Genomic DNA, 13,438 nt, shown 5'->3' on the forward strand with positions numbered 1-13,438 from the left:
GATCAGGCCGCGGCAAAGGGGCGCGTCTGCGTCGGCTTGCCCTCGGCATCGAGGCGGATCGCCTCGATCCGGGCCTGCGCCGCATCGAGCCGCTCGGCGCAGCGCTGCCGCAACCGGTCGCCGCGCTCGTAGAGCTGGATCGATTCATCGAGCGTCGCCTCGCCGCTTTCGAGGCGGCCGACGATGCGTTCGAGTTCCTTGAGCGCGTCCTCGAACGTCAGGCTTTCGATCGGATTATCCATGGTGTCGCTATGCGGCAGCGCCGAAGCGGGTGCAAGCGCCCGCCGCCCGCTCAGCGCGCCCGCGCGGTCCATGTATAGAGCACCGAGACGCCGACGAGGCCGAGGTCGATCGCCGCCTGGAAGCGGTGCGGGCGGGGATCGCCGATATCATGGGTCAGCAGGCGGATGTCCGGAGTCGGGTGCCGCACCGCGACGACGGCGAGCAGCGCGATTCCCGCGACCGCCCATTTGCGCTGCTGCCTCATGCCTGCCCGTCTCCTTCGCGAGAGGACAGACATACCAGAGATTACAAGCCCCTGCCAGCGGGTCAGGCGACCTGCGCGAGCGCGACGCCGTGACGGACGCGATCGCGCCCCGCCGCCTTGGCGGCGAACAGCGCGCGGTCGGCGCAGCGGTACATCGCCTTCCATTCGGTCTCGCGCGCGAGCGTGCCGGTGCAGGTGCCGATGCTCGCGGTGACGATCAGATCGAACGGCATCCGCTGGACGCGCAGCCGGTCGAGCACGCCGCGCGCATCGAGCGGCTGTTCCGCCGGGCTGAGGATGGCGAATTCCTCGCCGCCGATCCGCGCGACCAGCGCGTCGGGCGCGGCGGCGCGCAGCGCGCTGGCGATCAGCCGCAGCACCTCGTCGCCGCCGTCGTGGCCGAGCGTGTCGTTGATCCGCTTGAAATGGTCGATGTCGACGAGGATCAGCTGATGCTCGCCGGCCCGGCCGATCGCGCCGTCGAGAAAGGCGCGGCGGTTGAGCAGGCCGGTGAGCGGATCGGTCGCGGCGAGCCGGTGGGCGGCGATCTCCCGCGCCCGCGCCGCATCGCGCTCGAGGCTGAGCAGCCGGATGCGATAGGCGACGCCGAGCGACGACAGCGCCGCCTCCAGCGCCATCGCCAGCAGCGTCGAATTGTCGATCCACCAATGCCAGGCGATCAGCTGATAGGCGGCGAGGATGCGCACCCCGGCGAGCACCACCGGCGCGCCCCAGGCGAGACCGAACAGCCACAGGTAATTGCTGCGCCGGCGATAGGCGCGGTAGAGGATCGGGCCGATCAGCGTGATGACGCCGACATAGGCGATGGTCGAAATACCGTCGGTGATCGCCACATAGCGGGGCGTGAACCAGGCATAGGCGGTCGCGGCGGTCAGCAGCGTCGCGATCAGCCCGGTGCTGTAGGGGCGCAGCCAGCCGTCGAAGACGCGGCGTTCGAAAAAGGCGCGGGCGAACACCAGCGCTGCCGAGGCGGTGCCGGCCAGCAGCAGATAGTTGAGCCGCTGGCGGTCGTTGTTGTCGATACCGCTGATCTGGCCGAGCAGGCCCGACGAGGAGAAGGCATAGCCGAGCAGGAACAGCACCATCAGGCAATAGGCCGGCTGGAACGCCTGCCGCAGCGCCGCCCACAGCGCGAGATTGTAGATCAGCAGCGCCAGGCACATGCCGGCAAAGGCGGCATAGAGCGCCGCCATCGTCATGTCGCTCGCAGCGGCGGTATCGGCATCGACCAGCACCGGGCCGATCAGCACGCCGCGCCGGTTGAGCGAGCCCTCGACATGCCAGAGCAACCGCGTCGGCGGCGCGGCATGCGGCGGCAGCGGCAGCTCGATCGTCGCGCCGAGCCGCAGGTGCCGGCCGGTATCGCCGCTGGTCACGCCGATATGGCGGATCGCCCCGTCGGCGTAGCGGACATAGAGGGTGACGCGCGACTGCCAGAGGCTCGCCTGGCGCAGGCGCAGCGGCACGGTGCCGGGCGGCAGCGGCTGCGAGATCAGCCAGAAGTCGCCGGGGCCGAACCTGCTCTGCTTCGCTGTACAGGCGAAACGATCGGGCCGGTCGAACAGCGTCGCAGCCTCGTCACCGGCGGCGGCGGGGCGGATGCAGCTGTCGAGGTCGATCCGCGTCGCGGCCTGCGCCCGTCCGGGCAGCAGCGCGGCAACGACCAGCAACAGGACGGTGAGAATCCATCGGGTTGCGGGCGGCGGCATGCGTGAGAGCGCTAGCAGACGAATGCGAACCGAGGGTTAACGGAAGCTTGTGCGGATGGCCTTGGGCTAAGGCCGGCAGCGGCTATACGCCTGTGTCATGACCGACGGGATGGAACCACGGGTGGGCTGCGGCGCAGCGATCGTCGCGGATGGACGGATCCTGCTGCCGCGCCGCCGGCGACCGCCCGAATCGGGTCATTGGGGGCTCGCCGGCGGCAAGACCGACCTGTTCGAACCGGCAGAGGCGGCGATGCGGCGCGAGGTGGCCGAGGAACTCGGCATCGTCGTCGGCGCGGTCGAGTGGCTGTGCTTCGTCGACCAGATCGATCGCGCCGCCGGCACGCACTGGGTCGCGCCGATCTATCGCGTCCTCGATTTCACCGGCATTCCGCGCAACTGCGAGCCCGACAAGCACGACGGGCCCCAATGGTTCGCGCTGGACGCGCTGCCGGAGGCGCTCACCACCCCGACCCGGGCGGCGCTGGCGGCCCTGCGGCGGGTCGGGTGAGGGGGCCAGCGAAGCGTCCGCGACCGCGCGCGGCGCCGCCTGACAGGCAGTGTCGTTCGAGCTTGTTTGAGGCCTCCGCGATCGGCTGATGAATGCGCCGGTGATGGCGGGATGTCTCGGCGCACCACGACCGTTGTCTTGCTTGGCTAAGAGATGCCCGCCTGCGCGGAACGTCCGCGATACTCGCAGCCTCGCCCGATACACCCCGTCACCCCGGACAGGTTCCGGGATCCACCGTACCGCAAAAGCAACGGCCGACGCTCCTGCCGAGCCGTGGATGCCGGAACACGTCCGGCCTGACGGCAGAAGGTTTCCAGTACGCCCGCGAGCGGAAGCCCAGTATCTCCTTGCTCCCCGGACTGCCGTTCTACTTGGCACTGGATTCCCGCCTGCGCGAGACCTCTGCGAAAGTTTCGAAACCGCCTCGGCGAAGGCCGGGGCCCAGTTGGGAGGCCTTGTAACTGATTGCACAGCTTCACCAAACTGGACCCCGGCCTACGCCGGGGTGGTACGTGAGCACATCAGGTTGCTACTTTCGCAGAGGTCCCGCCTGCGCGGAAATACTGCGTCACGTGGCAAGCAGATCAGCCTCCAGAACCACCTTGCCCATGCAGACGCTCGGATATGTCGAACGGTCAAATGACCTCGACACAGCTCCCGCCCCTGTCAAACCGCAGACGACCGCAGCGAGTCCGGCTCACCGCAAGGCCTCGCAGCGATCGAGAGCACACCCCCCGCCGTTCCCGATCATAGATCTCTGCGTCCTCTGCGCCTCTGCGCGAACCCGGCACCAGTCGCCGGCCGGACAAATCCCACTGACGAACCCAGCCCAAATGGACCGGGCGGGCCGTATAGCTTTGAGCCAAAACACAAAATGCCACCCGCTGTCCTACGCGACCGGCCTTTGCTAGCGGCACGGGCGCAAGAGTCGCTCCTTCTCATTGTCGAACAAACGGAAACGATCGGCCCGGATCGTTTCGATCAAGGTGTCCATCTTGTCCATGTTGCCCCATTCCGGCCACATTCAGGCCTCCGCCGTCGCTCTTCCCGGGGGCGGCGATGCTTCACCGTGCAAGGGTTTCGACCAACAATGGCTGGACCGGACGCCGCAGCATGCGGTCGCGTGATCAACCACCCCGTCATGCCGGAGCGATAACGGCACAAGGCACTACGCAGCGCGACCACCGCGCCACATAGAAAATGGGCCGCCCGGTCGCCCGGACGGCCCTGTCTCCACGTGGCATCAGCGACGCCATACCGCCACGCCGATCGCCCCCGGGTCCCCCGGGCAATACCCGGAAGGCACAAACGCAAACGGGCCGGGCTGTCGCCAGCCCGGCCCGCTGCCATTCAAACCCGACGCTTTACTTCGCGTCGACGGGCTCCGCCTTGCCCTTCTTCTTCGGCTTCTTCGGCGCGGCGGGTTCGATCGCGAAGGACAACGTGCCGTCCTTCATCCGCACCGTGACCTCGCCGCCATGGACGAGCTTGCCGAACAGCAGTTCCTCGGCGAGCGGCTGCTTGATCTTCTCCTGGATCAGGCGACCCATCGGACGCGCACCATAGAGCTTGTCATAGCCCTTTTCGGTCAGCCAGCTCTTGGCGGCATCGTCCAGGTTGATGTGGACGTTGCGGTCGGCGAGCTGGAGTTCGAGCTGGAGGATGAACTTGTCGACGACCCGCGCGACCACCTCGGTCGGCAGATAGCCGAACGGCACGATCGCATCGAGGCGGTTGCGGAACTCCGGCGTGAACATCTTCTGCACCGCCTGCTCGTCCTCGCCCTCACGGGTGAGATTGCCAAAGCCGACCGTCTCACGCGCCATGTCGGACGCGCCGGCATTGGTCGTCATGATCAGGATGACGTTGCGGAAATCGACCGATTTGCCGTGCTGATCGGTGAGGCGGCCATTGTCCATGACCTGCAACAGGATGTTGAACAGGTCGGGATGCGCCTTCTCGATCTCGTCGAGCAGCAGCACGCAATGCGGATTCTGGTCGACCGCATCGGTGAGCAGCCCGCCCTGGTCGAAGCCGACATAGCCGGGAGGCGCACCGATCAGCCGGCTGACCGAATGGCGCTCCATATATTCGCTCATGTCGAACCGCTGGAGCGGGATGCCGAGGATCGACGCCAGTTGCTTGGCGACCTCGGTCTTGCCGACGCCGGTCGGGCCGGTGAACAGATAGTTGCCGATCGGCTTTTCCGGTTCGCGCAGGCCGGCACGGGCGAGCTTGATCGCCGAGGCGAGCTTCTCGATCGCGGCATTCTGGCCGAAGACGACGCGCTTCAGATCCGTCTCGAGGCTTTCGAGCGCGGCCTTGTCGTCGGTGCTGACCGACTTGGGCGGAATCCGTGCCATCGTCGCGATCACCGCCTCGATCTCCTTGGCGGTGATCGTCTTCTTGCGCTTGGCGACCGGCACCAGCATCTGCATCGCGCCGACCTCGTCGATCACGTCGATCGCCTTGTCGGGCAATTTACGGTCGTTGATGTAGCGCGCCGACAGCTCGACCGCGGACTTGATCGCATCCGGCGTATATTTGACCGAATGATGCTCCTCGAATGCCGAGCGTAGTCCGGCAAGGATCTTGATCGTGTCCTCGATCGTCGGTTCGTTGACGTCGATCTTCTGGAACCGGCGGAGCAGCGCGCGGTCCTTCTCGAAATGGTTGCGGAATTCCTTGTAGGTGGTCGAGCCGATGCACCGGATCGTACCGCCCGACAGCGCCGGCTTGAGCAGGTTGGACGCGTCCATCGCGCCGCCGCTGGTCGCGCCGGCACCGATCACGGTGTGGATCTCGTCGATGAACAGCACCGCATGCGGCAGCTTTTCCAGCTCGTTGACGACCGCCTTCAGCCGCTCCTCGAAATCGCCGCGATAGCGGGTGCCGGCGAGCAGCGCGCCCATGTCGAGGCTGTAGATCACCGCCTCGCTGAGCACGTCGGGCACTTCGCCCTCGACGATCTTGCGGGCGAGGCCTTCCGCGATCGCGGTCTTGCCGACGCCGGGATCGCCGACATAGAGCGGGTTGTTCTTCGACCGGCGGCACAGGATCTGGATCGTGCGATCCACCTCCGGCCCGCGCCCGATCAGCGGATCGACCTTGCCGATCTTCGCCTTCTCGTTGAGGTCGACGGTGAATTGCTTGAGTGCGCTTTCCGTCTTGCCCTTCTCCTGTCCCTTGGCCGGCTTGTCTTCGTCGGCACCCTTGGGCGTCGTCGCCTCGGCGGCGCCGCTGCCCTTGCCGACGCCGTGGCTGATGAAGCTGACCGCATCGAGTCGGCTCATGTCCTGCTGTTGCAGGAAATAGACGGCATAGCTCTCGCGCTCGCTGAACAAAGCGACGAGCACGTTGGCGCCGGTCACCTCGTCGCGGCCCGACGACTGGACGTGGAGGATTGCGCGCTGGACGACGCGCTGGAAGCCGCTGGTCGGCGAGGGATCGGTCGCGGCATCGACCTTGAGCGCATCGAGCTCGGTATCGAGATAATGGGCGACGGTGGTCTTGAGGTCGCCGAGCTCGACATGGCACGCCTCCATCACCTTGGAGGCATGTTCGTCGCCGATCAGCGCGAGCAGCAGATGTTCGAGCGTGGCATATTCGTGCCGACGCGAGGACGCGGCCTCGAGCGCCTTGTGCAGCGTGGTCTCGAGCGCGGGGGCGAAGGAAGGCATTCAGATTACTCCAGTCGGGCCGCGGTGGGTCGCCGCGCCCTTTCCCATCATGTCGGTATCGCGGACGCTCGCATCAAGCACTTGACGTCGCGTCGTCGGCATCGGCGAACCGGCCCGGGCGGCGCGACGGCCGGTCATCGCCTGAACAGCGCGTCCGCGCTGGCGCGATGATCGACCGATCGGTCGCGGGCGAGCCGGGTGCGCCGGATCTCCGCCTCCAGCGTGACGATCCGGGCATCGAGCTCGGCGATCGACAGCGGGTCGAGGTCCTGCCGCAGCAGCTCGGTCAATGCGTCGTTGGGACGCGACGGGGCGTCGTCCGATTCCATCGCTGCCTAACGTTGACCCCCGCCCGCACGATGTCAATAAGGCTGGACGGCGGCGTACCCCGCCCGCGGATCGACGGACAGGAACAGCGGATGAGCGAAGTGCCCGAGACGATGCAGGCGATCGACCCGGAGGCGCATGGCGGGCCGGAGGTGTTGCGGCTGGTCGAGCGACCGGTGCCGCGCCCGGCGGCGGGCGAGGTGCTGATCCGCGTCGCCGCGGCCGGGGTCAACCGGCCCGACGTGTTGCAGCGCAAGGGCAATTACCCGCCGCCGCCGGGCGCACCGTCGATCCTGGGGCTGGAGATCGCCGGCACGGTGGCGGCGGTCGGGCCGGATGTCGACCCGGCGCTGCTCGGCCAGCGGGTCTGCGCGCTGCTCGCCGGCGGCGGCTATGCCGAATATGCCGTCGCGCCCGCCGGCCAGTGCCTGCCGGTGCCCGACGGGCTGGAGATGGTCGAGGCGGCGGCGATCCCCGAGACGCTGTTCACCGTCTGGACCAATTTGTTCGAGCGCGCCTTCGCCACCGAGGGCGATAGCGTGCTGCTCCACGGCGGGACCAGCGGCATCGGCACGATGGCGATCGCGCTCGCCAATCTGTTCGGGCTGACGATCATCGTCACCGCCGGGTCGGACGCCAAATGCGCCCGCGCGCTCGAGCTCGGCGCGACGCATGCGATCAACTACCGGACCGAGGATTTCGTCGAGCGGGTCAAGGCGATCACCGGCGGCAAGGGCGTCACCGCGGTGATCGACATGGTCGGCGGCGATTACGTGCCGCGCAACCTCCAGTGCCTCGCCGATGACGGCCGCCACGTCTCGATCGCGGTGCAGGGCGGCGCGCAGGCGACCGTGCCGCTGTTCGAGATCATGCGCCGCCGCCTGACGCTGACCGGGTCGACGCTGCGCCCGCGCGACACCGCGTTCAAGACGCTGGTCGCCGACGAGATCGGCCGTACCGTCTGGCCGCACGTCGAGGCCGGGCGGCTGCGCCCGATCATCGACCGCACCTTCCCGCTCGCCGACGCCGCCGCCGCGCATGCGCGGATGGAGGAGGGCAACCATGTCGGCAAGATCGTGCTGACGGTATGAGCGGCGCCTAGCGCCCGCGGTTGCGGGTCATCGGGTCGGGCTTGGCGGGCTTGACCCAGCCGTCGGGGGGCACGACGCGCGACTGGCTGGTGCCGAGGCCCATCGCGCCGGGGCGTTGCCGATCGAGGCCGGTCGGGTCGGCATCCTCGCCGCCGGCGCGCAGCAGGCTGATCCGGTCACGCAATCGACCCGCGGTCTCGAAGTCGAGCGCCGCCGCGGCGGCCTCCATCTCCAGCCGCAGTGCCTCGATCGAGACGCTCACGCCGCGACCGCGGGAAGCGCCGCAGGCTCGGTCGCGGTGATCCAGCCGCCGCCGAGCACGCGTTCGCCGGCGTAGAGCACCGCCGCCTGACCGGGGGCGACGCCATATTCGGGCGCGGCGAAGCGCAACCGGTCGCCGTCGAGCCGCGCCGGCACCGGCTTGGCCATCGAGCGGACCTTGGCGGTGATCGGCCCGTCATAGTCGCCGCCAAGCCAGTTGAGCCCGCTGATCGCCGCCGCCGACACCGCGAGCGCGGCGCGCGGGCCGACCACGACCTGTCGCGTCGCCGCATCGACGCGAACGACGTAGAGCGGTTCGGGCGAGCCGCCGATCTCCAGCCCGCGGCGCTGGCCGACGGTGAAATGGATGATGCCGCGGTGCGTGCCGAGCCTGCGACCGGCGAGATCGACGATATCGCCCGCAGTGTCCGCCTCGGGGCGCAGCTTGCGGACGAGGCCGGCATAATCGCCGTCGGGGACGAAGCAGATATCCTGGCTGTCGGGCTTGGCGGCGACGCCGAGGCCGAGGTCGGCGGCGATCGCGCGCACCCGCGGCTTGGGCAGGCCGCCGAGCGGGAAGCGCAGATAGTCGAGCTGCGGCTGCGTCGTCGCGAACAGGAAATAGCTCTGGTCGCGCGCCGGATCGGCACCGCGGTGCAGCTCGACCTGCGTGGGCGTGACCAGCCGGCGGACGTAATGGCCGGTGGCGAGGCAATCGGCGCCGAGCTCGCGCGCGAGGCTGAGCAGATCGGTGAACTTCGGGCCGGTGTTGCACTGGACGCAGGGGATCGGCGTCTGCCCGGCGAGATAGGCGTCGGCGAAGGTGTCGACCACCGTCTCGCGGAAGCGCGTCTCGTGGTCGAAGACGTAATGCGCGATACCCAGCCGGTCGCACACCGCGCGCGCGTCGCGGATGTCGCGGCCGGCGCAGCAGCTGCCGGCGCGGCCCGTCGCCTCGCCGTGATCGTAGAGCTGGAGCGTCACGCCGATCGTCTCCGCCCCGGTGCGCGCGGCGAGCGCGGCGACGACCGAGCTGTCGACGCCGCCCGACATGGCGACGACGATCCGCTTGCCGGCGAGCGGTTCGCCAAGCTGGAAATCCACTTCGTTCATGCCCGCTTCTACTCCGTCCGCTGCGGAACCGCAAAACCGCGCCTGGTTAACATGGGTTCACATAGGTTCGTGCAAAAGTCTGCCCGGCTTTACCGGGCCTTCATGGCTCGTTGCTAAAAAGGAGACTGGCACAGGCAACGACGAGTGGCACAGGTTGGACCTCAGCTTCCCAGGCTTCGACAGAAACACGGAGGTGACGAAACTTCCGGGGGATCTGGCGGTGCTGATGGTCGGCATCGCCGCCCGGCAGACGGCGTCTCCGACCGCCGTCGCCCAGGCACGGTTCGGCCGCATCGGTCACCCGTCGCGCTTGCTGCAACCGCTGGACGGCGCGTTCAACGGTCCAACCGCGGCTCTGCTCGCGCAATGGAGAGAAGGACGACCCCGGCCAGAAGGCTGAAAGCCCCGTTAACCCTCGCGTGCAATTCGATCTTCAAGACCGGCCGCTAGGGTTGTGTATCGCGTTTGAGAGGGGGCCCCCAGCCCCGATCGAGGTTAACTGATGATCGAGAACCAGAAAATCCGTCCTGCCAAGGTGATCGGCCCGCTCGGCGAATCGCTGACGCTGGATTCGCTGCCGCCGCCGTCGACGACGCGCTGGGTGGTGCGACGCAAGGCGGAAGTGGTCGCGGCGGTCAACGGCGGCCTGCTCACCGTCGACGAGGTGTGCGCACGCTATGGCCTGACGGTCGAGGAATTCGCCAGCTGGCAGCGCGCGATCGACCGGTCGGGCATGCCCGGGCTGCGCGTCACCCGAATTCAGCATTACAAGTCCCTGTACGAGCGCCAGCAAAAATATTGAGCGGGGTGGCTTGACGGCCGCGGTTCGTCCGAAAACCGAAACGCGTGCGGAACATTGTTACGGGGTTGAGAGTCTTTCCCGACGGAGCCCATGGCGGGCGCAACGGAGGGATTTATGGGTATCATTCTTTGGCTCGTCATCGGTGGCGTTATCGGCTGGCTCGCCAGCATCATCATGCGCACGGATGCCCAGCAGGGGATTTTCCTCAACATCGTCGTCGGCATCGTCGGTGCCTTCCTCGGTGGCCTGATCATCTCGGGCGGTTCGATCAACAATGCGCCGCTCAACATCACCTCGTTCCTGGTGTCGCTGCTCGGCGCTGTGATCCTGCTCGGGATCGTCAACCTCGTGCGTCGTGGTAGCGTTCGCTAAGAGCGGCGCGGCACGGCGTCGCTGACGCCACGCGAAGACAGGGCCGTCCGGGCGACCGGGCGGCCCTTTTCGTTATGCGGTGCGGCGGTGGCGTTGCGTGGTGCCGCGGGCCGTCTTCGGTCCGGTATGACGGGGTGGTCGCATGGCCGCGAGCTGCTCCGTCCGTTTAGCCCTTCCTTGCCCCGGCTCTCTCGATACCGGGATTCGCCGCGGTGCGGACGGCCGGCGGCGAGTGCCTGAATGTGGCCGGAATGGGGCAACATGGACAAGTTGAACACCTTGATCGAAACGATCCGGCCTGATCGTTTCCGTTTGTTCGACAATGAGAAGGAGCGACTCTTGCGCCCGTGTCGCTAGCAAAGGCCGGTCGTGTAGGACAGCGGGCGACATTCTGGGTTTTGGTACAATGCCATACACTTTACCTCGTCCAATTTTTGGCGGGGCTGGTCAAATGGGTCCGACGGGACGGCAACCGGCGACAGGTGCTGGGTTCGCGCAGAGGCGCAGAGGGCGCAGAGGGATGTGGCGGACGCGGCGGGGCATGTGGACTCCGGAGGCCGCCCAGAGTCGGTGGTGAGCCGGGTTCGCCGCACTCATCGGACCCTTGGCAGGGCGGGGCATCTGTGGAGGTTGCTTGGTGATTCGGGATATCCAAACGCCCGCGCGAACACGGCCGTCTTGGCGGTTAAGCCGCGAGCCACGAGGCACTGTGTTCCCGCGCAAGGCGGGAATTCAAGGTCAGGCAGAGCCGCAGTTCGCAATTGGAGATAATACTGAGATCCCACTCTTGCGGGAGCGCCGAAGGTGTTTGGGCATTTCCACTCCCGTTGACTTGTTCGCGAGATGACGTCGGGACTATTGCGGGGGCGGGAGTGTTGCAGACGGCGAGCCCTCTGTGTCCTCCGCGCCTCCGCGTCAATATGTCGGCATTTGCGACCGCTGCCGCCGCTATTGCAGCAGGAAGCGCACCGACAGCGTCACCGTCACCTCTTTCTCGCCCGGCGCGATCGCGGTGGGTGCGGCGTCGGCCTTGAGCGCGCGGGCCATGAACATCGGTTGCGGGCCGGGCGTGCCGGCGTCCTGGCCGGCTTCGGCGATCGAGATCACCCGCGCGACCTTCATCCCCGCCGCCGCGGCATAGAGGTCGGCGCGGGCGCGGGCGCGCTTGACCGCATCGGTGCGCGCCTCGTCGAGCGCCGCGTCGGGCTGGTCGATCGAGAGACTGGGGCCGTCGATCTGGTTGGCCCCCTGCGCGACCAGCGCGTCGAGCACCGCACCCGAGCGGGCGACGTCGCGGAAGCGGACGCTGACCGTATTGGTCGCCTGATAGCCGGTGATCGCCGGCGGCTGGCCGTCGGTGTAGCGATATTGCGGGCTGAGCGCGACGGTGGCGGTGGCGATGTCGCGCGGCGCGACGCCGGCGCGCTTGAGCGCGGCGAGCACCGCGTCCATCCGCCGCGCATTGTCGCCGAGCGCTGCCGCGGCGGTCTGCGCCTGCGAGACGACGCCGGCACGGACCGTCGCGAGATCGGGCACCCGCGTCGTCCGCCCTTCGGCGCTGACGTCGAGGATCGTGCCCTGCGCCGGCACCAGCGGCTCGACCGTGGTCGGCGCGGTCTGCGCCTGCGCCGCCGCCGGGATCATCAGCGCTGCCGCGACGAGATATTTCATGTCTGTCCTTCCGAGTTGATCGATGTGGCACGAGCATTTGCCGCAGCCGGGATCAACCCCGGCTGAACAGGCGATGTTATTGCGGGAACTTCAAGAATAGGGCATGGCGACGGCGCCGCGCCAGCGGGGGCTTGAGCGTGGTGGCTTATTCATATAACACAGTCGCGACGCAGATGGCCTCACGAGCGGCCGAGGGGATGGGACGGGCATGAACGACTATCAGGGTTCGATCGGGCACGACGAGCGGCTGGCACTGCCGGGTGACCCGGCGCCGTCGTCCCGCCGCCGCCGGATCGTCATCGCGCTGATCGTCGTGGCGCTGCTCGCAGTCGCCGGCTGGGCCTTGTTCGGCCGCAAGAAGGCCGATCCCGCCGCCGGCCAGAAGACCGAGCAGATGCCGGTCGTCACCGTCATCGTCCCCGGCCGCAAGACGGTCGACCGCACGATCACCGCGACCGGCACGCTCGCCGCGCGGCGCGAGATGCCGGTCGGCGTCGCCGGTGACGGCGGCATGATCACCCGCGTGCTGGTCGAGCCGGGCCAGTGGGTCGGCGCAGGCCAGGTGCTCGCCACCGTCGATCGCTCGGTGCAGACGCAGACCGCCGCCTCGCTCGCCGCGCAGGTCGCGGTGGCGCGCTCCGACCAGACGATCGCGCAGGCCGAGCTCGACCGCGCGCAGCAGCTCGTCGACCGCGGCTTCATCTCCAAGGCCGATCTGCAGCGCAAGGCGGCGACGCGCGATGCCGCGGCGGCGCGCGTCCAGGTCGCCGCCGCCAGCCTGCGCGAGGCGAAGGCGCGCAACGGCCGGCTCGACATCCGCGCGCCCGAGGCGGGGCTGGTGCTGACCCGCCAGGCCGAGCCGGGCCAGATCGTCAGCGCCGGATCGGGCGTGCTGTTCCGCATGGCGCAGGGCGGCCAGATCGAGATGCGCGCGCAGCTCGCCGAATCGGATCTCGCCAGCCTGCGCCCCGGCGCGCGCGCGACGGTGACGCCGGTCGGCAGCGACCGCAGCTTCGCCGGCGAGGTGTGGCAGGTGTCGCCGATCATCGACGCGACGACGCGGCAGGGGATCGCGCGCATCGCGCTGCGCTACGATCCGGCGCTGCGCCCCGGCGGCTTCGCCTCGGCGACGATCGTCGGCGGCGCCGCGGTTGCGCCGCTGCTGCCCGACGCGGCGTTGCAGAGCGACGACAAGGGCAGTTTCGTGTATATCGTCGGCAAGGACGACAAGGTCGAACGCCGCAACATCAAGATCGGTCAGGTCTCCGACGCGGGCGTGACGGTGATCGCCGGCCTCGACGGCACCGAGCGCGTCGTGCGGTCGGCGGGCGGGTTCCTCGCCCCCGGCCAGAAGGTCAAACCCGTGGTCGCGGCCGCGCAGGCAAAGGCAAGCTGA

Annotated in this window: 14 protein-coding genes; 6 read left to right on the plus strand and 8 right to left on the minus strand. The window is 68.3% G+C overall.

Annotation, left to right across the window (positions count from 1 at the left end):
• Window positions 1-2: 2 nt before the first annotated feature.
• The 3 genes from V8201_RS15840 to V8201_RS15850 all read right to left on the minus strand — a co-directional run bounded on the left by V8201_RS15840 (window position 3) and on the right by V8201_RS15850 (window position 2,217).
• Window positions 3-242 (minus strand): exodeoxyribonuclease VII small subunit, encoded by a 240-nt coding sequence (locus V8201_RS15840; RefSeq protein ID WP_037531882.1) that lies wholly within the window; start codon window positions 240-242, stop codon window positions 3-5.
• Window positions 243-292: 50 nt separating this feature from the next.
• Window positions 293-487, minus strand: coding sequence for a hypothetical protein (locus V8201_RS15845; RefSeq protein WP_336545900.1), 195 nt, complete (start codon window positions 485-487; stop codon window positions 293-295).
• Between the two features lie 62 nt (window positions 488-549).
• Window positions 550-2,217, minus strand: a complete 1,668-nt coding sequence (locus V8201_RS15850) for a GGDEF domain-containing protein (RefSeq protein ID WP_336545901.1) — start codon at window positions 2,215-2,217, stop codon at window positions 550-552.
• Between the two features lie 109 nt (window positions 2,218-2,326).
• Between V8201_RS15850 and V8201_RS15855 the strand changes: the two genes are divergently transcribed.
• Window positions 2,327-2,725: an NUDIX domain-containing protein gene (locus tag V8201_RS15855; protein WP_336545902.1), complete on the plus strand. Its 399-nt coding sequence runs from the start codon at window positions 2,327-2,329 to the stop codon at window positions 2,723-2,725.
• 1,364 nt (window positions 2,726-4,089) lie between these two features.
• On the opposite strand, the gene clpA is transcribed toward V8201_RS15855, so the two are convergent.
• Entirely contained in the window at window positions 4,090-6,405 is a 2,316-nt protein-coding gene (gene clpA / locus V8201_RS15860; RefSeq protein ID WP_037531831.1) for an ATP-dependent Clp protease ATP-binding subunit ClpA, read from the minus strand.
• A 134-nt stretch (window positions 6,406-6,539) separates the two neighbouring features.
• Window positions 6,540-6,734 (minus strand): DUF1192 domain-containing protein, encoded by a 195-nt coding sequence (locus V8201_RS15865; protein ID WP_037531833.1) that lies wholly within the window; start codon window positions 6,732-6,734, stop codon window positions 6,540-6,542.
• A 90-nt stretch (window positions 6,735-6,824) separates the two neighbouring features.
• Between V8201_RS15865 and V8201_RS15870 the strand changes: the two genes are divergently transcribed.
• Window positions 6,825-7,823, plus strand: coding sequence for an NAD(P)H-quinone oxidoreductase (locus V8201_RS15870; protein ID WP_336545903.1), 999 nt, complete (start codon window positions 6,825-6,827; stop codon window positions 7,821-7,823).
• A gap of 7 nt (window positions 7,824-7,830) precedes the next feature.
• Here the strand turns inward: V8201_RS15870 and V8201_RS15875 are convergent, their stop codons facing one another.
• Together V8201_RS15875 and mnmA are read right to left on the minus strand one after the other, a co-directional pair.
• The gene (locus V8201_RS15875; protein ID WP_081792895.1) at window positions 7,831-8,085 is read right to left on the minus strand and encodes a UvrB/UvrC motif-containing protein; all 255 of its coding nucleotides are present in this window, start codon (window positions 8,083-8,085) and stop codon (window positions 7,831-7,833) included.
• Complete coding sequence (gene mnmA / locus V8201_RS15880; RefSeq protein ID WP_037531836.1) at window positions 8,082-9,197, minus strand: tRNA 2-thiouridine(34) synthase MnmA; 1,116 nt, start codon at window positions 9,195-9,197, stop codon at window positions 8,082-8,084. The genes V8201_RS15875 and mnmA overlap by 4 nt, the downstream gene beginning before the upstream one ends.
• A gap of 154 nt (window positions 9,198-9,351) precedes the next feature.
• On the opposite strand from mnmA, the gene V8201_RS15885 reads away from it, so the two are divergent.
• The 3 genes from V8201_RS15885 (at window position 9,352) to V8201_RS15895 (ending at window position 10,371) form a co-directional block, all read left to right on the plus strand.
• Window positions 9,352-9,597 (plus strand): hypothetical protein, encoded by a 246-nt coding sequence (locus tag V8201_RS15885; RefSeq protein WP_081792896.1) that lies wholly within the window; start codon window positions 9,352-9,354, stop codon window positions 9,595-9,597.
• Between the two features lie 102 nt (window positions 9,598-9,699).
• Window positions 9,700-9,999, plus strand: coding sequence for a CtrA inhibitor SciP (gene sciP / locus V8201_RS15890; RefSeq protein ID WP_037531838.1), 300 nt, complete (start codon window positions 9,700-9,702; stop codon window positions 9,997-9,999).
• 114 nt (window positions 10,000-10,113) lie between these two features.
• The gene (locus V8201_RS15895; RefSeq protein ID WP_037531839.1) at window positions 10,114-10,371 is read left to right on the plus strand and encodes a GlsB/YeaQ/YmgE family stress response membrane protein; all 258 of its coding nucleotides are present in this window, start codon (window positions 10,114-10,116) and stop codon (window positions 10,369-10,371) included.
• Between the two features lie 948 nt (window positions 10,372-11,319).
• Here the strand turns inward: V8201_RS15895 and V8201_RS15900 are convergent.
• Window positions 11,320-12,042, minus strand: coding sequence for an SIMPL domain-containing protein (locus V8201_RS15900; RefSeq protein WP_037531840.1), 723 nt, complete (start codon window positions 12,040-12,042; stop codon window positions 11,320-11,322).
• 208 nt (window positions 12,043-12,250) lie between these two features.
• Here V8201_RS15900 and V8201_RS15905 point away from each other — a divergent pair, with 208 nt between their 5' ends.
• A complete protein-coding gene (locus V8201_RS15905) occupies window positions 12,251-13,438 on the plus strand; it encodes an efflux RND transporter periplasmic adaptor subunit (RefSeq protein WP_271300035.1) in 1,188 nt (395 codons plus the stop codon).

Origin of the sequence: Sphingomonas kyungheensis (genome assembly GCF_037120395.1) — a bacterium.
Classification (GTDB): domain Bacteria; phylum Pseudomonadota; class Alphaproteobacteria; order Sphingomonadales; family Sphingomonadaceae; genus Sphingomonas; species Sphingomonas kyungheensis.